Raw genomic sequence first — 22,196 nt, 5'->3', positions numbered from 1 at the left:
CTTCATTCAAGGGTTTGTGAAAATGATACTCGCATTGTTGCCCCCAAATCCGAAAGCATTGCATAGGCCGGTACGTGGGTTTTTTTGTTGTGCGCGGTTTGGCGTGTAATCGAGATCACATTCCGGATCAGCCTCGTCAAGATTGATGGTCGGATGTATCGTGCCAGTGTGAAGCGCCATGATAGTGGCGATGCTACCGATAGCAGCCGAAGCGCCAATCGAATGTCCAACCATTGACTTGGTTGCGCTAATGGCAATATCACCAGCCCGGCTTCCAAAAACATGTTTAATAGCCCGGGTTTCTACGATATCTCCAAGCGGAGTGGACGTTGCGTGCGCGTTGATATGGTCGATGGAATCAGGCTTTAAGCCGGCGTCCTGGATAGCCGCTTGCATTGTCGATATCTGACCCTCAATGTCAGGCATTACAATATGCTTGGCGTCGCACGCTTGCCCAAAACCTGCAAGTTGCGCGTATATTTTGGCCCCCCGACGTATGGCCTGTTCTTCCTTCTCCAGAATGAGTATTCCGGCACCCTCAGACATGACGAAACCTGACCGGCCCTTGGCGAAAGGCCGTGATGCGCCCTCCGGGTCGCTATTGGAGCTGGTAGTTAACGCATGCAATATTTCAAAGCTCGTCATGGTCAACGGCAACACGCAGGCTTCCGCGCCGCCGGCAACCACGGCGTCGGCCCTCCCCGCGCGCAAGAGATCGAGCGCCATGCCTATCGCATTGGCGCCGGATGAGCACGCTGTGCTGCACGTCAGATTGACTCCTTTCAGCCCATGTTTGATTGCGACCCACGCAGCCGCGGAGTTTGCCATCGTTCGAGGTACCGTGAAAGGAGGTACAGGCTGATTCTTGAATCTGCGCGTGGCAGAAGACTCAAATGTGCCGAATCCGCCCATTCCCGACCCTATACTTACAGCCACACGTTGTGGTGCATATCCATCGAGTCCACCTGCATCTTCAAGAGCGAGATTGGCAGCTAGCAGCGCCAGTTGTGCAAATCTGTCCGTTTGATCCATGTATTTAGCCGAGAGAAAGGTCGCAGGATCAAATTCGGCCACTTCCCCGGCTATTTGCGAGCGCTGCTTGGACGCATCAAAGGCGCTAATTCTTTTAATCCCGCTCACGCCATTGACTGCTGCCGACCAGAACTGGTCAGTGCCTATGCCAATCGGGGAAACAATCCCCATTCCCGTAACGACTATACGCATACGTAAACAGAATTACTCATAAAAAAGTGCAGGAACACCAGACTCTCAGAAAACCTGGAGCGTAGGATTTGCTTGGGCTGCGGTCAGCTTTTCCATTCTGCTCACCCGACATTCTTCAGTCCGAGTGTGAATCTCGCCTTACTGTGCATTAAACATCATGGGGAACAGGTATCTCAATATGCCTCCCATGATCCAGATCATAAGTATTAAACTTGAGATTACAGCCCCTCCTTCGATAAGCGCCGAAAGGAGGGTTCCTCCCAGGCTGTCGAATTCCTGCTGCCCGTCTTCATTACGCCGGCTCAGGCGGCGCTTTCTCACCCATATCTGCAGTCCGATGACAACCGGAATAAGGCCGAGGGCAATTAGCAGATTATATTCAGGAGTCCCCATTAATAATTAACCTTCCATAAATTATTGCTACAGAAACCTTCAAGAGGGTAGTGTTCCTTTTTCGTCCATACACCGGCAAAAAAACTGATCACACCTCGCGCTTCTTTGGCGCGCCAGCTAATCAAGCTGTTGCCACAAATGATAGTAAATCCCATAATGGTAACGTTTGCTATTTTTATCGCTTGGCGACCCCTCCATAATCACAGTCCATTATGTCTAATGCGTACTCGCTACGCAGTAAATTATTGAAATTCGCGTCACGTTTCAAACCAGCAATTATAATATGATACGACATCAACGTGTCGGGTTAACGAACTTTTGCCCGTCACCCAACTTTACCGCGCGCGCTGTGGTTCAGCGAATTTCACACATACCGTACAGCGAGAAGGATATTGCCACATTCCGTGCAGATCGAACCGAATTTGTTTTCTTTTGAGCTGGACGCTATTTTAGCGAATTACTCGCGCGCATTGACTCTACCTCATGGATGATTCCTCCCAGCCAGCATGCTTGGAGGTCATCGCCCGTCCAGTTACAAGTATGCATGACATCGGCGTATTTATTGATGTCCCCTGGCGCATTTACGTCGATGACCCCATGTGGGTGCCGCCATTACGTCTGGAGCGGCGGTTTCATTTTTCAAGATTTAACCCATTTTTTAAGCATGGTGAATGGCAGGCGTGGATCGCATACCGGAATAACCAACCCGTGGGAAGGATCAGTGCTCAAATTGATCAGCTTCATCGGCAGCGCTATGGCCCAGAAACGGGTCATTTCGGATTGTTCGAGTGTATAGATGATGTGGAAGTAGCCGCAGTATTGATGCGTGCTGCTGAGGAATGGTTGGCTGCGCGACATACCAGGCACGTAACCGGGCCATTCAATTTATCCATTAATCAGGAGTGCGGCGTCCTGGTGGATGGTTTCGATACACCCCCAATGGTCATGATGCCGCATTCGCGTCGGTGGTATGGCCGGTTACTCGAAGAACAGGGCTACCGGCCAGTAAAAGATCTGCTTGCCTACTGGGTGGAGGTGGATTTTAAAGTGCCCCGCTTGATGAGCGCATTGATCGCAAAGTTTTCGGATCAGGTACGCTTGAGGCCACTACGCCGCGACAAATTTAGCGAGGAAATGGAAATACTGCGTGATATATTCAACGATGCCTGGTCGGAAAACTGGGGATTCGTTCCTGTCACCAAGGCTGAGTTTGCCGAACTCGGTACCAGCCTTCGCTTGCTCGTACCCGATGATTGCATTCAGATTGCCGAGGTAGATGGCGTTCCATCCGCATTCATGGTGGCATTGCCGAACCTTAACGAAATTTTCGCCGAGCTTGACGGAAGCCTTTTCCCGTTTGGCTGGATCAAGCTGAGCAGGATAAAATCCAAAGGGGCGGTACGCACGGGCCGGATACCTTTGATGGGGGTGCGCAAGCAGTTCCATAATACGCCGCTCGGCATGGCGCTGGCTTTTATGGTAATCGACGCGCCCAAGAAGCTGGCGCGCGCAGTGGGCGTTCAGGCGGTTGAATTGTCATGGATACTCGAGGATAACAAACCCATGCGCGCGGTTCTGGATAGCTTGGGCTGCCGGGAGTATAAGCGTTATCGCATCTATGGAAAAACGTTGTGATGAACGCACCCCAACGGCAAATCAGGGACTCAAGATGAAAACGGATCAGTTTATCGCGCTGGTGCTGGCGGCGGATCGCGCTGCCAATGATCCCGTCGCGGGTAAAACCGGAGTGGCCTGCAAGGCAATCGCACCCATTTGCGGCACGCCAATGATCATCCGCGTATTGGATGCGCTGGAAGCCAGCGATATGGTGAAAACAATCGTCATACTGGGTCCACCGGCGTCTATTCTCCCCGACTGCCCTGAGCTGGAGGACCGGATTAAATGCGGGCGCGTTTTCTGGCTGCCGAATCTTGATTCCCCCAGTCGAAGCGCGAACAGCGGTCTCGAACAGATTGATCAGGATGCGCCGGTCTTGCTGACGACAGCGGATCACGCATTGCTGACGCCTTCTATCGTGCAGTATTTTTTAAGCAAATCGCTAACGGCACACAGCGATGCAACGGTAGGCGTGGTCAAGCATGAAGATGTCGCGGCCGCATTTCCCGGCGTAAAACGAACCGTAATACGACTGCAGGATGGCGGGGTCTGTGGTTGCAACCTTTATGCGTTTCTCAATCATCGGGGAAGGGGCCTGGTTTCGTTCTGGCAGCGCGCGGAAGAGTTGCGCAAACGCCCGTGGCTACTGATCTCCCGCACTTTTGGGTTCATGACGGTCCTTTCCTATTTGCTGGGGATATTGACAGTTGATAAGGGATTGAAAGCGGTTTTAGCCAAAACCGGCATCAAAGTGCGACCGGTGTTTTTGCCGTACCCGCAGGCGGGCGTTGATGTCGATAAGGTTGAAGATATGCTGCTTGTGGAATCCGTTCTGGCGGGAGCGGCACCGCTTGCTCAAGAGCAGGCAGATTCGCATGACCTTATCCCCTAGCCTTAAAGGCTGTCTCATTACATAGCGGCAAAGAAATCCGTGAAGATAATCGATCGATACATCACGCGGGAATTGTTGATGCCGTTTACGGTGATAGCCGTGATCCTGTCGACATTGTTTTCGAGTTTCAGCAGTGCCAATTTTCTGGCCGGGGCAATGTCGGAGTCGCTCGGCGTTGGCGCCATGCTGAAGGTTGTGCTGCTTAAGACGGTGATCGCATTGGAAGTGCTGATGCCGATTTCCTTGTATGTCGCGGTAGTCATGGGGCTTGGGCGTTTATATAGAGACCAGGAAATCAGCGTCTTACGTTCCGCTGGTGTTAGCGAAAATCGCATAATCTTTGCTGTTCTTATCGTTGCCATTCCTGTGGGAATTGCCAGCGGACTTCTTTCCGTATTCGTGCGTCCCTGGGCATATGAAGAAAGTTACATGATGAGCGCACAGGCAGAGGCGGAATTGAACATGGATCGATTCCAGGCTGGGCGTTTTTATGGGAGTGAGGGCAAAGGCAAGGGCAATGGCAGAGTGGTTTACATTCAATCCAAGGATGGCGCCGGTAAGCAAATGAAAGATGTATTCCACTACATGAATAAAGATGGAATCAGCGAGATTATAGTGGCCAAGGAGGCCTATCAGCAGGAACCCATAGCGGGCCAACGGCCCCAAATTCATTTACTGGACGGTTCCATTTACCGACTCATGCATTCAGGAACGAAGGATACTGTCGTCCACTTCGAGAAATTGGTCTATTTTACCGATAGCGGAAATATACTGAATTACAGACGAAAGGCGACGGCCACGGCCGCGTTGATGAAATCCGATCAGCCGCGTGATATCGCCGAATTCCAATGGCGGATTTCACGTCCTATTGCTACGATTCTCCTGGCCCTTATCGCCGTGCCATTCAGCCGCACTTCCCCTCGTCAGGGAAAAAGTGAAAGGTCTTTTTATGGCGCAGCCGCCGTATTCGCGATCTATTATATCCTGAGTGGTTTAGCCCAGACATGGGTCGAGCAGGGTACTATCAGCAGAGTACCCGGTGTCTGGTGGCTTTATATATTGATGGCCTTGTTTGCGTTCAGCCTGCTATCCACCGGGTTCCGGCAGAAGTTATTTCTGCGCAGATGACGATAATCAATCGCTATCTGGCGTTTCAGATCGTCATGGGTCTGGGAATCGCTACGGTGATACTCCTGCCGCTATTTGGTTTTCTCGACTTGCTTGATCAGCTTGGTGATGTCGGCAAGGGCACCTATCAAGTCAAGGACGCCTTCCTGAATACGGCATTATTGTTGCCGCGCAGATTTATCCAGCTTGCGCCTTTCATCGTGTTGCTGGGTAATGTTGTCGCATTGGGTCGGCTGGCGGTCGGGTCAGAGTTGACAGCGTTGCGTGTGGCAGGTCTGTCCCCAACCCGTATCAGCCTTGCTCCACTTGCGGTTGGGTTGGTCCTTTTATTGGTTACTATGGTACTGGATCAATTTGTCGCTCCCCAATTGCAGCAGAAGGCTATTTCGTCGCGGGCCGTTGCGCTTGAGAAGAGCGCCGCGCTTGGCAAGCAACTGGGTATCTGGACCCGAAACAAACGAAATATATTGCGTATCGGTGAGATGCTGCATGCGGGGAAAGCAGCAGATGTCGAGCTAATGCATTTTGACGACAATGGCTTTCTGCTAACCTATACCTACGCTAAATATGCAGTTTTCATTGATGGTGATCTGTGGGAATTTAACGACGTTACCACCAAAACTTTTACCGGAAATCAGATAGAATCCGCAAGCACAAATTCGATGCAGTGGAAATCATTTCTGAATCCGGATGATATTTCGACGCTGACGAAGCCTCCGGAGAGTCTCTCGCCGATCGAACTGTTTCTGCATGTCCGTTTTTTACGCGCCACCGGTCAAGAGGCTGATGCTTATGCACTTGCCTTATGGCGGAAGGTCGGCGGCGCATTGACGACAATTGCAATGTTATTGCTTTCGATACCGTTTGTTTTCGGATCGGTACGGGCCGGCCTTGCCAACAGACTTGTCGTTGCGTCCATGCTCGGCATCAGCGTCTACCTGTTTGATCAGATTATTGCCAATGTGGGTTTACTGTGGCACCTGAACCCGGCGCTAACCGCTCTATTGCCCGGGTTGGTGCTAATCGCTCTTGCGAGTTTCTGGTTGCGGCGAATTTTTTAACCTAAATCTGGCAGTTGGACGGGGTGAAGTGAGCGGTTTTTGGGGTGCAAAGCAAGGCGCGACGACGCGGAATGGTCATTTCATCCAAAAAGTTGCAACGCAGCGCTGTTCTGCAAAAAACTGTTCAATCCGCCCCGTAGCGGGCTCAAAAAGGTGATGCCCACGGCGTACGAAAAATACTTTTCCGTTATAGCACCTAACCGACAAATAAGCGGTCAACTGCCGGATTTAGGTTTAGGGGCTTCTTGCTTATTTTCCGTCATTAGGTTAAAAGACCGCATCCATTTCTGATCATCTTCGCCGTGTTAGTGATACCACAATCTGCACAATTTCCCCAGCCAAATAAATATGAAAGATTTTGAGCAAGTCTCTCCTGGGCGCGAGGATGTCTCAACGGCATCGTGAGAATAATGTCATCTTCAGGCAAGAGACGTAAATAGTGTCAGCTTGCCTCGCCTGGAGCCTGATGAGTGTATCTCATTGCGCTGATCTTCCTTCGGGTTTTGGTGTCAGGCGTTCATTGCGTTTCACGTCTGGGCTTCTCAGGCCGATCCGCGGCCTTCATGTACGCTTTACGGTCTTTCCAATTTTGGCCTGCTCGGTTGCGACTAAGCGCTCCGCAGAGGCCGTTCAAAATTTATAAAACAAGACCACAATCAGACAAACACCCGAAATATGTCAAAGCCAGTTTACATCTACATCGTCGGTGATAGTAAGACGAATATCTGGGGCTTGAGCGGCCGCGAGCGCTTGCAGCGCATGTTAAAGCCCTCTTTGCAGACCCGGTTGGTCGATGACCCCGAGCAGATTCCGGTGCATGCATCGGCATTGTTGCTTCGCGCGGATCATCTATTCGATGGCAGGGTATTGGCGGCGTTGATTAACGCAAAAACAAACCTTGTGCTCGGCAGCAACCAGGGTCAACCCGTCGCGATCCGGGTTATCAATGGTGATGTACATCATGTACTGGCGAATTTCGTAGACGGAGGAGATGGGCGAACTTTTTCCGATTTTCCTCTTTATGCGCTGAAGGATCTTGATTTATCAAGCCTCCGGCAAAACCTTAAGAAAAGAGACCCTCCGTACGTTTTCCCTATCAACAATGATAACCGGCAAATGCTCGAATCCGAATTGTTTACAAGATCTTACAAGGGCGTGACCGATCTCGTGACAAAATGGCTCTGGCCGGTTCCCGCATTCTTGACCGTACGCTTTTGCGTACGCTTCGGCATACGGCCCAATCACGTTACGCTGCTCAGCCTTGTGTTTGCCGTACTGGCCGGGGTTGCGTTCTGGCATAGCTACTATGGACCGGGTCTGGTGATGGGATGGCTGATGACCTTTCTGGACACCGTCGACGGAAAATTGGCGCGAGTCACTGTCACCTCAAGTCGCTTGGGGGATGTGCTCGATCACGGCCTCGATATCATTCACCCGCCGCTCTGGTATATTGCCTGGGGTGTAGGGCTGGCGACAGCGTTAACGCCGCCATTCACCTTGGCGGTATTGTTCTGGTTGATACTTATCGGTTATATTGGCGGCCGCTTGTGTGAAGGAGCGTTCCAATTCTGGGTTGGATCGTTTGATATCTTCATCTGGCGACCGTTGGATTCTTTTAGCCGGCTCATCACTGCCCGGCGTAATCCCAATCTCCTCCTGCTGACGTTCGGCTGGTTCATAGACAGGCCTGATATTGGTCTCTGGTCGGTGGTTGTGTGGCATCTGGTCTCGACGGCATTTCTTGCTGTCCGGTTAGTGATGGGCTGGCAAGCACGGCGGTTTCAGGGTCCTTTACGATCATGGTTTGAGGAAATCGTGCCAGGTCGGGATGACGGAAAACTCGCTGTTCGTATTTTTGTCCCTCTAACGGTTAAGGTAAATGATAGAAAAGTCACGCATGGATAGATTGAAGTCTGGAGCACCTGCGGTCGGGTTGCTTTTCAATCCTCTTAGCGGACGTATTCGCAAGCGCAAAGATGCGATAAGGCAAGCGCTTGCGGTGATTCCAGGCGCGGTCTGCAGAGAAGTCACCAACGCACCGGAGATTAATGCATCAGTGGATGCCTTTATGGATGCCGGGATCGATTTGCTGGTAATTGTTGGCGGAGACGGTACGGTGCAGGGCGTGTTATGCCACTTATTTGCCACGCAACCTCTTGCGAAGTGGCCCGTGTTAACGGTTGTGCCGGGGGGAACAACCAACATGACGGCTCTGGATCTGGGCATTTGCGGCAGCCCGGAGTCCATTCTTCAGCAGTTGAGGAACTATCTGCTGAAGCAGGCACGTCCATTGCTGTTGGAGCGCCATGTACTGTGCATTGAACAAAGCGGAGCGGCAAAGGTTTATGGAATGTTCTTCGGTGTCGGGCTTATTGCCCGGGCAGTAATATTTTCCCAGAGCAAAATAAAACAATTAGGTATTACCGGCGAAATTTATTCAGCTATCATCACCGTTGGATACGTTATCGGTTTGATTTTAGGGCGGCGGCGCGGAGCATGGGCGCCGGTTCAGTTGTCGATTATCGACAAGGATATTGAGTTGTACCGCGGCACCTTCGCATTTCTCTTTACAAGTACCCTCGATCGATTGCTGTTCGGCATGCGTCCGTACTGGGGACAGGAGCAGGAACCGTTGCATGTGACGTTTGTCCGCCAACAGCCAAAGCGCCCCTTACACTCATTGTTTCAATTGCTTTCGGGTCGCGGAGACCTCCTCAAGGAAAAAAACGGCTATCACAGCTCCAATACCAGGGTGTTAGAGCTGCGGATGGATGACGTTTATATCGTCGATGGTGAATCCTACCGGGCGACGAGTCAAGATGGACCGTTGCGTATTACCGCGGCGGGTCCGATCAGCTTTTTGGTGGCAGATAGCGCAAACGCAGACTCATGATATGACAAGCAACACCTCGGTACCCGATCAACAGCTCCCGGACGATTTGATCTTGGAAATGGCCTCGCTGAGTTCAAAAGTTGTATCAGCGGATTTTCTTATTCTCGTTGACGCGTTGAAATCCCGGTTCGGATCATCGCTGCAAGCGGTGCTTCTTTATGGATCTTGCCTTCGCTCTCACGAGATCGGTGACGGGGTGGTGGATTTCTACGCTGTAGTGAACAGCTACAGCGAAGCTTATCCAGAGCATTATCTAGCAGTCCTCAACGCATGGCTGCCGCCAAACGTATTTTTCCTCGAGGCATCCGCGCAGGAAAAGAAGTTCCGCGCCAAGTATGCGGTGGTTTCGATGGCGGATTTCGAGCAGGGCACCCAACATTGGTTTCACCCCTATCTATGGGCGCGCTTTGCTCAGCCCTCCCGGTTGCTGTATGCGCGTGACGAAATGGTTCGCACGCGGGTCAACCAGGCGCTGGCCCATGCGGTGGTAACATTTCTCAAATCGAGCCTTCCCTTATTGGAGTCATCCGCAGTGAGTGCCGAGACAATCTGGACCAACGGATTGACCCAGACCTATGCGGCGGAATTGCGGCCTGAGCGGTCGACGCGCGCCCGCCAGCTCGTGGAGCTCAATCTGGATGACTACGCACGCTTGACCCGATGCGCCGTATCGGCATTAGCAGGAACGCTGGAGGTATTGCCGGACGGGAATTATCGATGTTTAACGGGTGTGGCAGAACGGCGCCGCTCGTTACAGCGTTGGCGATTACGCCGCTGGCAGGGAAAAGTTCTGTCTGTGCTACGGCTTTCAAAGGCGGCATTTACTTTCCATGACAGCATTAATTATGCTGCCTGGAAAATCGAGCGTCATACCGGGGTCCGTGTTGAGGTAACCCCCTTGTTGCGACGCCATCCGCTGCTTTGGGGCCTGAAGGTTTCGTGGAGATTATTGCGGCGAGGCGTAATGCGCTAGCAGCGCTTACACGTCGACGTCGGGATTGGGCATTGTATAGGCAAGCCAGAGATCAGGAGTATGCCTCTGCTTCAGCAGACGTGTATGGTATCGTTTCGCTTGATTGGAGAATCAGATCGCAAACTTCGCGGACCGCACCATGGCCGCCAGGGTGCTTACAAACGTAGTGAACTTGCCGCAGAATTTCTGGAACGGCATCCGCTGGGCAAAACGCACTACCGACCCGACTCAAACACTTCAGATCGCTGAGGTCGTCGCCGACGTATCCAATATTTTGAAGGGAAATTCCCCAGCGTTGGGTCAATTCCAGCAAAAGCGGGAGCTTATTCTGTACACCTGGATAATATTCGTCAATACGCAGTTTCTTCATTCTGGCCGCGACGGCCGGACTGTCCTCGGTGCTGATAACGCATACGCTGACGCCGTTTTCCCGCAACAGTTGCAAGCCATGGGCATCGCGCGTATTGAATTTCTTCAGTGCTTCACCGGCGGGTCCATAATACATTCCGGCGTCGGTCAGTGTACCGTCTACGTCGAGCACCAAAACTTTAACCTGTAAGGCGCGAGCTTTAGCCGACATCAGTTTTTGTTTCAACAAAAGCTGCTCTACAGCAGTCCAGCCTGCTTCACCGGTTATCTCAATTGAGGCCTCAGCAGGCATTTCATGGATACCGATGCGGCCACCTAAACGGCAACCGTGATCTCTGAGCGATTTCGCTCCGGTTAGATAGAAGGCGCCATTTTCCACCAGATACCCTTCAATATCCTCGAATGCAGGACGTTTCCCAGGGTCATGATCAACCGGTGCGCCTGCCGGGGTCCAAAAGAAGCGTTTGGACCGCACGGCGGTTAGAAGGGAATCCAGGCTTTCCGAAAGAAACTGATGCTTGGCAGAGCGAAAGTCTTCCGCCCGAGTGAGGGGCGAGGCGGCCTGAACCATACATACGACATCAAAAGGAATCTTTTGTTGAAGCTCGAGCAGCGCACTGTCGATGTTCCCGTCACCCTTGACAGCGGAGTAATCCAGAACGTTTATCGTCTTATCAGACGCCGGAAATTCATCGGATATTTTTTTTCGAATCTCCACCGATGAGTCAGTAGTGACATAAATGGTGTCAAAACACCCGGATGCGATGGCCTGCTCCAGGACCCAGACGAATAATGGCCGTCCCGCAATATGGCGCGTAGCATTTCGGAGAATCGGCATTGATTCGAAATTTTCATGCAGAGGCATGAGAGCTATCCAACGCATCAGTTGAAGTGAACTCCCTGCACGCGCTTAAGCTTGTCGCGCTGCGAAAGCTCGATTTCTGTCATTTCATTTTCCTTGACTCGTAATGTCTTGCAAACATTACGAACATCCCGAACGAGCCTGCGCAGTCCGTCCGGTTCCAGCGAGGCGGCATGGTCGGTTCCCTTCCAGGTCCGGTCCAATGTAAAATGCCGTTCAATCCATGATGCGCCTAAAACCACGGTTGCAATATCAATGGCAATGCCAAGATGGTGGCCGGAGAAACCAATTTCCTTGATGCGCGAGCCAAACTTATCCTTGAGTATCTGTATCTCCAGCAGGCAGACCTGATCAAAAGGAACGGGATACCCGGACGTGCATGCGTACAGAACAACTCTGTCGGCGGCGCTGCACTTCTCCATCAATTGCACGATCTGCTCTTGTTCAGCGGGGGTCGTCATGCCGACGGATATGTGAATGTCACCGCCATAATGATCAGCAAGATACCGCAGCATGGGAAAATTGAGATTACATGCCGAGGGTATCTTGATGAATTCCGGGTTGAGGCTGGCAATTTCTCTTGCCGAGGTAAGATCCCAGACCGACGTCGAGTAGCCGATCCCGATTTCCTGGCACCATTGCTGTAATTGTCGATGCTGATCCATGTCGAATTCGAGAAATTCCCGATGAGCGCCATAGCTTTCCCCATAACTGTTTTGAGGGTTAGGGTGGCGTGCGCTATATTCTTCAGGGGTAAGTAATTCCTTATTCGAACGCTTTTGAAACTTTACGAAATCGCATTTCGCGAATGTTGCCGCAATCCCTATCATTTCGTGGGCGATCTCCATATCTCCCTTATGATTACAGCCTATTTCAGCAATGATTTTTGGTGTCTTCATAAATAATTTACGATTATCCTTTGTTTAGATAAAACCCGAGCCCATCTTTGGCGAGCACCCGCTATATCGCTATATCGTACAGATTCAGAAAATTTTTTGAAAAGGGATCATGAGGTTGAATTCGAAGATTCGCTAACCCTGGATTCTGAACAGGTGTCTTGAGTGTTGTTTGACTCTGATATTGCCGAAACGATTCAATAAGTGGCCAAAACGCGCAATCCTCTGTTCGATCTCCGCGACCTGGATCTCGGGAAAGCGATGGTCATGGTACGAAAGTCGGTTGGGGCCAGGACGGCGCATGTTCAAGTTTGTGACCGAAGCTTTTAATTTGGCAAGCGCCCAGCCCTGAACAAACTTCCCGAGCGGGGGTGAGGGCGGCTGCTTTCTACCATAGCCGTTGTCCTCAAGGATATCGACGATGCGCTCGCAAGCCAAACGCCCATTTTGAGCCGCCAGATAATAGTCGATAAGTGCCTTGCGTTCCTCACCTCCCGCGACGCCCAGTTTACCTTCAAGAATTCCGGTCAAGGTATGCTGCAATTCTTCAAAATTGAAGGACTGATAGCTTAGCCTGGTGGGCAGGCCCTGAAACTCATAGTCATAATACTCATTGAATGTCGCAAGGTAGGATATAGCCGGCACCCCAAGCGCATAAGCCTCCAGTCCCGTCGTGCAACCATTGTGCACCATGGTCTTCGCAGCCAGAAGCCAGGGGATGACATTGCCCTCATTGATGACTTTCACTCGCCGGCACTTGGCGGCGATCTCATTGTACACCTTGAAATTTTCACTCGGATGTGGCCGGACGACAATCGTCAGATCAGGAAAAGCCTGTTCGAGAGCGGGAATGAGTTGCTTGAAATCCTCCAGTATTGCCTGTTTATGATCCCATAATCCATCCGCAAATTCGCGGCTCATTCCAATCCCGGCCTGACCGCGCCCGGACTTCTTCTGCCCATTTTTCGACGGCACAAACAAACCAACATTCGGAATGAAGGGGTTCACCTCGGTAAAATTCGTGTTGATGAGAATGAAATTCCCGTAAAGATTGCGCAATCTTTCTACTTCTGCATCGAAGTAGGGGCGCATTTCGGGCCGCAATATATCGCCGCGGGGATTTCCGGTAATATGGATAGGCATATTTGAAGGCAGTTGCGGATACTGGTGAAGCAGGTCGGCGTTTTCCTGGCCCCAGGCAAATATATGAGACACATTCCTGATTGTCGTCGGCGACAGTCGAACTGTGAAATAGGTGTCGGGGGGCGGGTGAACCAGCGCCTCTTCTTCCCATGCGACGATTTCATGCCCAAGCAAACGCAGAATTCTGAACATCGAGTTGCTCAGGCTGCGCATGCTTTTCGCCAGATACACACCACGTGGAAGCGACGCCACCTCGAAATGAACAAACGCACGCGAACCGAGAATAACCGGAAAACCGCGCTCGGCCGCCACGCAGGACAGCAGAAGTTTAGCGTCCAGCTCACGCACTTGATTTTCGACGGGAATAATAAGGGTCGAGGCGGAATTTGGCATATTTTCAAAAAATACAAGTCAGCAAATTCAAGTTATCCATTATCGCATTGACGCAAGGTACAGGGTTATATCATTCGTATGTAAACGAAACGTGCACGGCAACGTCAAGGCTGCGCTGGTTCAACGATAGAAAGGTATTGTGTGCCTCGGAAACGTCGATTTGGCTGATTCATGATTAGAGAGATCGACTACTCGGCTGAAAGTTAGGAGGTTGTACCGTCTGAATTTGGACATAGTGCCGGCTGAAATGGGAATTCAGTAAGAAAATACTGGTTTCGACCTTGACTACACAAACCCTTGTGGCGCATCCATGTTTGGTTGTCCCATGGCTCCTCCCCCCTTCGGAACATCGCTTGACAACCACTTACCCCAAGCGCATCATTTCGGCCGAAACGTGCTATCGAGCCTACTGAATTAAAGCAGTGCAGACTGTAGTCGATGTTGATTTATTCGCTCATTCCCGCGCGGGGGGGATCAAAGGCCGTACCCCATAAAAATATCCGGCTTTTGCAGGGAAAACCTCTTATCGCCCATTCGATTGAGATTTCCCTCAAATGCCCTTGCATCCAGCGAACTTTTGTGAGCACGGACTCGGAAGAAATTGCCAAGGTAGCGAGAAATGCCGGCGCTGAGGTACCTTTCTTAAGGCCTAGTGAACTCGCACAGGACGACACGCGGGACTTGCCCGTATTTCATCATTTTTTTGGATGGTTAGAACAAAATCGAGTTCCACTTCCCGATGCCATCTTCCAATTCCGTCCAACTTCTCCCTCGCGTAGCGTTTCGAAAATAGAAGAGGCTGCTGAGCTTTTGAAAAAAAATCCGGAAGCCGATTCGGTTCGAGGAATCATCGAGCCGGAACAAAATCCCTACAAAATGTGGACCATCGGAGCGGATGGCTTTATGCAAGCGCTATTGAGCATTCCCGGCATTCCCGAGCCCTTCAACGAGCCGCGGCAAAGTTTGCCCAAGGTGTATTGGCAAATCGGTTATCTGGATTTGATTCGTACCCGGACCATTCTGAAAAAACATTCCCTCACAGGCACACACGTCTTACCGCTTAAGATTGACAGCAACGACTCCATCGATATCGACGATGAGTTCTCGTTTCAACTGGCCGAGTTCCTGATGGAAAGACGAGGAAGCACCATTTGAAAGCTCTGGTGGTTGGCCTTGGATCCATTGGAGTCAGGCACCTCAACAATTTACATACGCTCGGAATTTGCGAACTCGGCGTGGTGCGAAGCCGAAATCTTCCGCCCCCCATGGAGATCATCCCCGAAGGTATTACTGTCTTTCAAGATCTCGACCTCGCACTCAGCCACAAATTCGACCTCGTGGTGGTGGCCAACCCTACCTCGCTTCATCTGGAAACGCTCATCAAAGCCCTCAAGGCAGGGTCCCACGTTTATGTTGAAAAACCTATTGCCCATGAAAAACGGCGGCTGCCCGAACTGGCTCGCTACCTCACCTTGAATGGGCCCAAAGTTTTGGTGGGGTGTCAGCTCCGGATGCACCCGGGGCTGCAGAAAATCGAAGAATGGATCAAACAGGATAAACTCGGAAAGATCTATTCGGTGCAAGTGGACCTTGGAGAATACCTGCCCGACTGGCACCCTTGGGAAGATTACCGGCAGAGTTATGCAGCGCGTGCGGATCAGGGGGGAGGTGTTGTTCTGACACTTATCCATGAGCTGGACTATTTGCACTGGCTTTTCGGAAAACCCAAGGAGGTCTTTGCTATCGGAGGGCATCGAACGTCTCTCGAAATCACAGCGGAAGATACCGCGCTCATCACGTTCGAAACCGAGCGAAACATCTGTGTTCAACTCCGGATGGATTATTGGCGAAAGCCGCCTGTCCGTCATATGAATATCGTGGCTGAAAAAGCCATCGTAGACTGGGACTATCCCGCTCGTCGCACTACCCTGAAACAAAATGGGCAAATCCTGGATGAAATGAAATTACCTTCAACCTGGGACCGGAACGCGTTATTTCTATCCATGATGGGGGAATTTATTGAGACGTTTTCCCGAGGATCGACTCCCCGAGTCACCTTGCAGGACGGCATCGATGTCCTGAACACCGCTCTAGCAGTAAAAAAATCCCTTCAAACCCATCAGAAGGTTGCTTTATGAATCAACCGTACAAAGGTACGCCCTTTGATCTTACCGACCACGTGGTGCTCATCAGTGGAGCCACTGGTCTGCTCGGAAAAGAATTCGCTCTGGCTGCCGCTTCGGCTGGCGCCCATTTAGTACTGGGAGATTTAAAGAGAGATAATCTAGAATCTCTAAAAAGCGAAATTGCTTCTGTTTATCCAAATACGAAAACATGGATTCAGGCCCTGGATGTGACCGACACCAATTCTTGCCGATCCATTGTCCAGTTATGCGAAATCCAGTTCAATCGACTTGATGCTGTTATTCACAGCGCCGCCATTGATCCGAAATTTGAACGGGGTTCTGACACCACCTCTTTTTCCAAATTCACTAAGTTTCCAAAAGAACTTTGGCAATCCTCTCTGGATGTCAATTTGACCGGTGCTTTTTTATTCACCCAGGCCGCATGCGAAGTAATGGAAAAATCGGGGAAGGGTTCTATTATTTTTCTGGGATCCAACTATGGACTTGTGGGGCCGGATCAACGTATTTATAAAAAAGCCGGTCAAGAGAACCAGACATACAAGCCCGCCGTTTATTCCGTTTGCAAAGCGGGTCTGTTGGGATTGACAAAGTTTTTAGCGGCTTATTATATGAATACGGCCATACGAGTAAATCTTCTCACGCCCAGTGGAGTTTGGAATCAACATGATGATGAGTTTATTAAAAACTATTCATCCCGGACTATCCTTGGTCGCATGTCAGAAAAAAACGAATACCGCGGAGCCGCTATTTTTCTAGCCTCGGATGCTTCGAGCTATATGACTGGCGCAAACCTGGTCATGGATGGGGGCTGGACTGCATTATGAATACCTCAAGACGTGATTTTTACCGAAGTGAGCTGCACCGCAAAAGGTAATTTCTGGCTAAAGTCGAGTTTTGGGTATTACAATTTCGGATTTTCAAGTTGTCGGCGCTACCCGACTGTCGAACTTAAAGAAATCGGCTGCGCAAGCGTCTGACCAATAGAATAACTATTGATCTTCAAAATCCGCAGAATCCATCTTCACCCCGTCACTTTTTCACTGCGATTCTTCAAGTCCGACAGGCGGCCAGGATTTTCGTTCATGTCTGCCTTTTTCATTCCAACATATTACATCGGTCGACAAAAGCCTTGAAAAGTATGGGGTCGCTTGAAATGGCGGCAATTTCATGATTGAGCCAGAACGATGGTTTTGTCCAATTGAAGCTACCAAAAAAGGACCATACCTTCTCATGCTCTTCTACCAGCACGAACTTGAGGTGCATCGGAAGATGCTCGGGATTTTTGATTCGCTTGAACTGGATCCTTGAGGCCGAGAGCCGTTGTTCTACCTTTGCAGTGACGCGCCTGAAGGTTGAATCTGCAAATATCTCCAGTGCCGCACCTCGATTGGCGAGCTCAATCATCACATCGGCGGCGCTCTCTGTTCTGATGTGCGATGCAACTATGCGGACACGCGCAGTGCTGCCAACCTGGTTCAGGAACTCCACCACCGGGTGCGTACGCATCCGGGGCCAGAAGTAGATAGTTGTGTCAAGGCTGCTGATCGCCAGATTTGCATTGGCAGAGAACCGGTAAAGTAACCCTGGCGGTACCCGATTCAGCTGTCGAGCATGTTTTACCAATTCTTCAACAAGGTATGGGTCGACAAGTCCGATTAGCGCATTATGCCCCCGATCCTGGTCACCTATTTTCCGGATGATCTCCGGCTTTTCCTCCGGCACGTTTCCTGATGGGTTGAAAGAGCCGATAAACGCAATGGGCTTTGGGTGCGAAAAGCAGTAAAGTTTTTCGTGTAATTGCGGCTTCCACGATTTCCCTGGCGGGGCGGGGATACCAGGGAGGGTAACAACGCGAAGTCCTTTGGCCAGTCCATCATGGGCGGAAAGTCTTGCTATTACGGCATCGTTGGCATCGGGGACCCGCGGTTTGCCCGCTAGCGTCAAGGTGACCTTAACTCCGCGTTTATAAGCCTGAATAAGCGCTTCCGCAAGCCGCAGGTCACGAAAATAATAGGTAACCCAGTCGATGGACCCGCCTGACGGAACCGCGGCGATATGTTTCTCCAATATATCGCGCAGATAACCCGCGGGCTGGTCAGGGCCGCCAAAATATATCTCGAAAGAAGGCTTTTTCTCCACAGTTAATTCCGTCAGGATACGTCTATTGCTAACCAGGGGAAATAACTGAATGATTCTGCCAATTTATTGACCGCATAGCTCGATGATTTATTTGATGTCAAAGACACGATCGAGGATTTGCTCTGTATCTTCCCTTCACCTGCGCTTCAAGCAAAGCCACATAGCGGGATAATACATCCGGCCCTCCGGCGTGAAGCATCTCGTTGATGAATCGCAACCGATGTTCCTCCACATAGAAGGAACCGCCACCGCCGGTAAGAAACTCGTCAATTCTTTTATACACATCATCCCGGCATTTCAATTCCGTCTCGGGCATAAAACAGGCTAGCGCAGAACGTCCGGCATGCAGGTAATCGGCGGCTAGCACCGGTTTTCTCGCCTTGACTGCTTCAAAAACCACCGAAGTGGCAAGGTCGATAATAACATCCGCCCAATTCATCAAATGAATGGAATGGGTGTCATCGCTTGCCACACTTACATTCGGCAGGCGATGCAAGGACAAATTTTTGGTGAGGGGCTGTCGCCGGCCGCCGCGCGTATGTGGCTTGATCACCAATTCTACTTCGGGAAAAGCGGCGATCATCCCGATCACCTCGCCGACTTCTTCCCAGAACGTCGTAAAATTGCTCTTCCTCAAAAACATCACGACTTTAAGCCGGTTACCGGAGCGGGCCGTCAGCAAAGATGGAGAGATTTTTGTCAATTTCTCCAACCATTCGTCACAGTAGCGTGGGGAACCCAGCACAGCAATCGCCTGGTCATCCAGGAACGGACGGAAGCGCTTTGCGCACAATTCATTGGGTACCACAAGCTTATCAAATATCCTTGCCGCAGAAAACAGGGTATCCGGTTCGAGGCTCCACTCATGGTGTCGTATCAGTTGACTGGCATGAGGACTATCTCCATGCGGCAGCGATGCTGTACCCAAACCCATGGTTCGTCCCATAGACACAACCGTCTCGACCCACTCCACGGAAATAGGCGAATCTCTGGTGATCCAGTCAAATACGATCACACCCTCATCAATACCATTGAAACTCCGCTGCAATAAGCGGTGAGTGGTGCTTCGCCAGATCAACTCGCGCCGTTTGGCACCGTACATCCGGGCCAATGCGCCGATAAGAGGGCCTATAAACAGGCGCCTCAAACTGCTGAGCAGGAGGAGCATCTGCATCTGCCATCTCAAGAATTCGAGAGGTGGCAACAGGTTACGAATATGGGCAATTCGCACACCATCGAGCCTGCTCAGAAATTCAATACGGTAATCACTGAGAAATTTCGGACTACCTACCAGGACGATATCGCAGATATGGCCCGCCTCGATCCATTTCGAGATGACCGGAGTGATGTGATCTATGTCGTTGTAATGGCGTAGAAAAAAAAGCGCTTTCATATGAGCCGTCGCACAACGTTTGCGCCGGGAAAAATTATTTTCGCCTGACAGTTAAAGGACGGATCAAATGTGTCCATTGCAACCAAATTTGAGAGTGTAAGGACTATATTTCATTCGAGATGATTATCACGAAACAAATAGGATTATGGCGGCGACGCAGGTGTTCAAAGAGGAATGCGCCGCAATTCCATCCCATCGCAAAATATGCATAATTTGAGCTTATAATAAAACTGATTCTTCACGGTGGCTCAAGCCTGTTCAAGAGCCAGCAAAGCGTTTAAATTAGCGCTTCATCTCCAAGTGCACTTGCAACAGGGCCTTTGACTGGAGCGGAATTCTGAGCCGGTTGACTATGAAAAATCAACCTATTTCGATGTGTTCGGAAGATCAGAGGGTACGAAATTTAGCTTGGGAGGTTATAGGTCGAGTGTCCGATGTATGAGCAATCAACCATGCTTCCAGCCTGATGAAAAACGCTCAGGTGTGGCACAACACGCTGGTAAAGTTTGTGCTGTTTTTTTTCGGCATAGCGCTGTGGAGCAAATGGTTGAGCTTGAATGTGGGTATTCTCGTAACCTCGCTGTGGATTCTGGATAACGGCCTTCGCAGGCTCGGACAGGTAATCAAAGAACCTTTCGTATTAGCAATACTCATCTTTTGCGCTGTGTTGGCGCTGGGAATTCTTTGGGGCGACTTTCCCGAATCTGGACGTTTGAAATGGAGAAGATATTTTGGATTTCTGATCTTTGTGCCATTTTTATCGCTTTTGAATAAAGATCGTCTGCCCTGGGCGATTAGTGGTCTGCTTGCGGGTTATTTTAGTGTTTTACTTATCGGAATTTATCAATGGGCTATTGTCGGGGTGCAAGGCATTCCGCTTCTTGATATAAGCTATCTGACCTTCTCATCGATGCTTGGGATAGGGGTTATACTATCTCTATATTTTGCCGGCGTGAGCACCGGTAAAAAAATAAAGTCAGCATTATGGTTTCTGGCGACATTTCTATTTTTTATGCAGTTAAATCAGAATGGACGCGGACCTCTTCTGGCCACATTGCTTGCATCTGTATTTTTAATTTATCTACGCTATAAAGCAGAAAAAAAAGCCCTTCTGAGTATTGTCGCATCGGCAACCATTATGGTTGTGTTTTTCGCACACAATGATGGCAACCTGCATGAAAGGCTGGTTCAGGCCCAGGCCGATATCGAGCTGTCCAAACAAGGAAAATACGATAACAGCCTGGGTTATCGCCTCGCCGTCTGGGATGTTGGACTGCATGGCATCGCTCAAAAGCCCTTGTTTGGCCATGGCACAGGCGTACCCGAAAGCTATTTCGAAAAAACGGTGGTCACATACAAAGATGGTCGGTACAAGGATTTGCCAAAATTCCTTGAAACCTCTCATTATCACAACGACTGGATTGAAATTGGAATGCATATCGGTGCGCTTGGCATTCTGGCGTTCTCATTTCTTCTATGGAGTTGGTATCAAACCCTGAAAACATATCAACTTCCCCTCCTGGGAGCAGCTTTGGTATGCTTTATTTTTATATCGGGGCTGACGGATACCTTTGCTCTCTTTAGCAAAATTCCCACTTTGCTTCTGGTCATCACTGCTATTGGAATTGGCCTGCAGAAAGAAAATCGTGGAATGAAGCAATAGATTTTCTTTACTGAGAATCAAGGATTTTTACCCAAATACCCCTGCGCAATGCGGTAATGCACCTGCCGCAGCGGTTTGCCTTCGCGCATGACCACTCGCTCCTGTACCGGACCGGGTTGCAGGAGCATCCGGTCAATATCATGTATTTTCGTGGTATGCTCGAGATCGCGGCGCCATATGCCCACCATGATGATTGGCCGGGTCGTGGGTGATTCCGATGGATACCAGAAATCGTACATGGCACCGCTATCGCCGAACATATTGCGCGAGCGTATCTCCATAGGCTCATCGCCGCGATTGTAAAAAGACAAGGGCGCAGCCACCGACCATTTGCTCATGCCTACCACAATGGGCTCTTGCCCAGTCCGTTGTCGAACCTCCGCTACAATCTGCTCGACCTCACTTGTGGCTTCGCGCCAGAAATAACGTTCGGACAAAAACTTGTAGGGAATCCCAGGGATGCCGAGCACCACATAGTGCAGTACGAATCCATAGAGAATTAGGCAGATCATGATGGTCGGCTTCCAGGCTGCTCTCACACGGCGTGCGGTGGCGCTGAGATCGCCCGCCTGGCCCATCATCCACGCCATCGTTGGCAGTACCGCGAGCCATAATGGACCAGGCCAGTGAAACCGTTGTGAATCGAAAATACTGAGAATCAAGAACACTGACAGTGGCACGCCGGTGAACACTCCCACGAACAGGCGACGCTTGCGTGCATAGGTGCTGGAGTCACGTTCTGTCCTCGGCCACAACGCCATGGCTGCGGCAAGCAGACCCATCGGCGTTAGCAGGACCATAAGATGCAGAAATAATTCGTGCACCGAGAATTGATTATCGCCCACCCCCTTGACCCGGCTTGACTGAAAGGTGATCGAGGCCCAGTCGTGCTGGAAATTCCAGATGATCACCGGGGAAAACAGCAGTAGCGCAAGCGCAGCGGCCAGATACGCATGCGGCCGGCGCAGCCAGCGGCGTGAGGCAGGATCGAGGATCACAAACAGCAGCGC

At 50.7% G+C, this 22,196-nt stretch carries 19 protein-coding genes; 11 read left to right on the top strand and 8 right to left on the bottom strand.

Annotation, left to right across the window (positions count from 1 at the left end):
- Positions 1 to 6 precede the first annotated feature (6 nt).
- Both fabF and BLS94_RS11080 read right to left on the bottom strand, forming a co-directional pair.
- Positions 7 to 1,224 carry a beta-ketoacyl-ACP synthase II gene (gene fabF / locus BLS94_RS11085; RefSeq protein ID WP_090960965.1) on the bottom strand — a complete coding sequence of 406 codons (1,218 nt, stop codon included), beginning with the start codon at positions 1,222 to 1,224 and terminating at the stop codon, positions 7 to 9.
- Positions 1,225 to 1,362: 138 nt separating this feature from the next.
- Entirely contained in the window at positions 1,363 to 1,617 is a 255-nt protein-coding gene (locus tag BLS94_RS11080) for a hypothetical protein (RefSeq protein WP_090960961.1), read from the bottom strand.
- A gap of 483 nt (positions 1,618 to 2,100) precedes the next feature.
- Between BLS94_RS11080 and BLS94_RS11075 the strand changes: the two genes are divergently transcribed.
- The 7 genes from BLS94_RS11075 to BLS94_RS11045 all read left to right on the top strand — a co-directional run bounded on the left by BLS94_RS11075 (position 2,101) and on the right by BLS94_RS11045 (position 10,181).
- On the top strand, positions 2,101 to 3,252 hold the full coding sequence (locus BLS94_RS11075; RefSeq protein ID WP_256325399.1) for an N-acetyltransferase: 1,152 nt from the start codon (positions 2,101 to 2,103) through the stop codon (positions 3,250 to 3,252).
- A gap of 34 nt (positions 3,253 to 3,286) precedes the next feature.
- On the top strand, positions 3,287 to 4,126 hold the full coding sequence (locus BLS94_RS11070) for a nucleotidyltransferase family protein (protein ID WP_090961009.1): 840 nt from the start codon (positions 3,287 to 3,289) through the stop codon (positions 4,124 to 4,126).
- A gap of 39 nt (positions 4,127 to 4,165) precedes the next feature.
- Entirely contained in the window at positions 4,166 to 5,254 is a 1,089-nt protein-coding gene (gene lptF, locus BLS94_RS11065) for an LPS export ABC transporter permease LptF (RefSeq protein ID WP_090960955.1), read from the top strand.
- On the top strand, positions 5,251 to 6,315 hold the full coding sequence (gene lptG, locus BLS94_RS11060; RefSeq protein WP_090960952.1) for an LPS export ABC transporter permease LptG: 1,065 nt from the start codon (positions 5,251 to 5,253) through the stop codon (positions 6,313 to 6,315). Before lptF ends, lptG begins: the two co-directional genes overlap by 4 nt.
- A 675-nt stretch (positions 6,316 to 6,990) precedes the next feature.
- The gene (locus BLS94_RS11055) at positions 6,991 to 8,220 is read left to right on the top strand and encodes a CDP-alcohol phosphatidyltransferase family protein (RefSeq protein ID WP_090960949.1); all 1,230 of its coding nucleotides are present in this window, start codon (positions 6,991 to 6,993) and stop codon (positions 8,218 to 8,220) included.
- The gene (locus BLS94_RS11050; RefSeq protein ID WP_090960946.1) at positions 8,195 to 9,208 is read left to right on the top strand and encodes a diacylglycerol/lipid kinase family protein; all 1,014 of its coding nucleotides are present in this window, start codon (positions 8,195 to 8,197) and stop codon (positions 9,206 to 9,208) included. Before BLS94_RS11055 ends, BLS94_RS11050 begins: the two co-directional genes overlap by 26 nt.
- Before the next feature lies 1 nt (position 9,209).
- A complete protein-coding gene (locus tag BLS94_RS11045; protein WP_090960943.1) occupies positions 9,210 to 10,181 on the top strand; it encodes a hypothetical protein in 972 nt (323 codons plus the stop codon).
- A 52-nt stretch (positions 10,182 to 10,233) separates the two neighbouring features.
- On the opposite strand, the gene BLS94_RS11040 is transcribed toward BLS94_RS11045, so the two are convergent.
- The 3 genes from BLS94_RS11040 to BLS94_RS11030 form a co-directional block, all read right to left on the bottom strand.
- Positions 10,234 to 11,415 (bottom strand): cytidylyltransferase domain-containing protein, encoded by a 1,182-nt coding sequence (locus BLS94_RS11040; RefSeq protein WP_256325398.1) that lies wholly within the window; start codon positions 11,413 to 11,415, stop codon positions 10,234 to 10,236.
- Between the two features lie 17 nt (positions 11,416 to 11,432).
- On the bottom strand, positions 11,433 to 12,311 hold the full coding sequence (locus BLS94_RS11035; protein WP_090960937.1) for an N-acetylneuraminate synthase family protein: 879 nt from the start codon (positions 12,309 to 12,311) through the stop codon (positions 11,433 to 11,435).
- Between the two features lie 132 nt (positions 12,312 to 12,443).
- Positions 12,444 to 13,844, bottom strand: a complete 1,401-nt coding sequence (locus BLS94_RS11030) for a surface carbohydrate biosynthesis protein (protein WP_090960934.1) — start codon at positions 13,842 to 13,844, stop codon at positions 12,444 to 12,446.
- A 438-nt stretch (positions 13,845 to 14,282) separates the two neighbouring features.
- Here BLS94_RS11030 and BLS94_RS11025 point away from each other — a divergent pair, with 438 nt between their 5' ends.
- Genes BLS94_RS11025 through BLS94_RS11015 form a run of 3 tightly spaced genes read left to right on the top strand, consistent with a single transcriptional unit; the run spans position 14,283 to position 16,815 of the window.
- The gene (locus BLS94_RS11025) at positions 14,283 to 14,999 is read left to right on the top strand and encodes an acylneuraminate cytidylyltransferase family protein (protein ID WP_090960932.1); all 717 of its coding nucleotides are present in this window, start codon (positions 14,283 to 14,285) and stop codon (positions 14,997 to 14,999) included.
- Positions 14,996 to 15,982 (top strand): Gfo/Idh/MocA family protein, encoded by a 987-nt coding sequence (locus BLS94_RS11020; RefSeq protein WP_090960929.1) that lies wholly within the window; start codon positions 14,996 to 14,998, stop codon positions 15,980 to 15,982. The genes BLS94_RS11025 and BLS94_RS11020 overlap by 4 nt, the downstream gene beginning before the upstream one ends.
- On the top strand, positions 15,979 to 16,815 hold the full coding sequence (locus BLS94_RS11015; RefSeq protein ID WP_090960926.1) for an SDR family oxidoreductase: 837 nt from the start codon (positions 15,979 to 15,981) through the stop codon (positions 16,813 to 16,815). Before BLS94_RS11020 ends, BLS94_RS11015 begins: the two co-directional genes overlap by 4 nt.
- 271 nt (positions 16,816 to 17,086) lie before the next feature.
- Here BLS94_RS11015 and BLS94_RS11010 read toward each other — a convergent pair whose 3' ends face one another.
- Both BLS94_RS11010 and BLS94_RS11005 read right to left on the bottom strand, forming a co-directional pair.
- Complete coding sequence (locus BLS94_RS11010; protein WP_256325397.1) at positions 17,087 to 18,130, bottom strand: phospholipase D-like domain-containing protein; 1,044 nt, start codon at positions 18,128 to 18,130, stop codon at positions 17,087 to 17,089.
- Between the two features lie 97 nt (positions 18,131 to 18,227).
- The gene (locus BLS94_RS11005; RefSeq protein WP_090960920.1) at positions 18,228 to 19,523 is read right to left on the bottom strand and encodes a hypothetical protein; all 1,296 of its coding nucleotides are present in this window, start codon (positions 19,521 to 19,523) and stop codon (positions 18,228 to 18,230) included.
- Between the two features lie 466 nt (positions 19,524 to 19,989).
- On the opposite strand from BLS94_RS11005, the gene BLS94_RS11000 reads away from it, so the two are divergent.
- Entirely contained in the window at positions 19,990 to 21,186 is a 1,197-nt protein-coding gene (locus BLS94_RS11000) for an O-antigen ligase family protein (RefSeq protein WP_090960916.1), read from the top strand.
- Positions 21,187 to 21,203: 17 nt separating this feature from the next.
- On the opposite strand, the gene BLS94_RS14930 is transcribed toward BLS94_RS11000, so the two are convergent.
- Positions 21,204 to 22,196 (bottom strand): glycosyltransferase family 39 protein (locus BLS94_RS14930; RefSeq protein WP_371130279.1); only part of this gene is annotated, 993 nt, incomplete at its 5' end.

Origin of the sequence: Nitrosospira sp. Nsp18 (assembly GCF_900103145.1) — a bacterium.
Classification (GTDB): domain Bacteria; phylum Pseudomonadota; class Gammaproteobacteria; order Burkholderiales; family Nitrosomonadaceae; genus Nitrosospira.
This window is presented reverse-complemented; position numbering and strand designations above follow the sequence as displayed.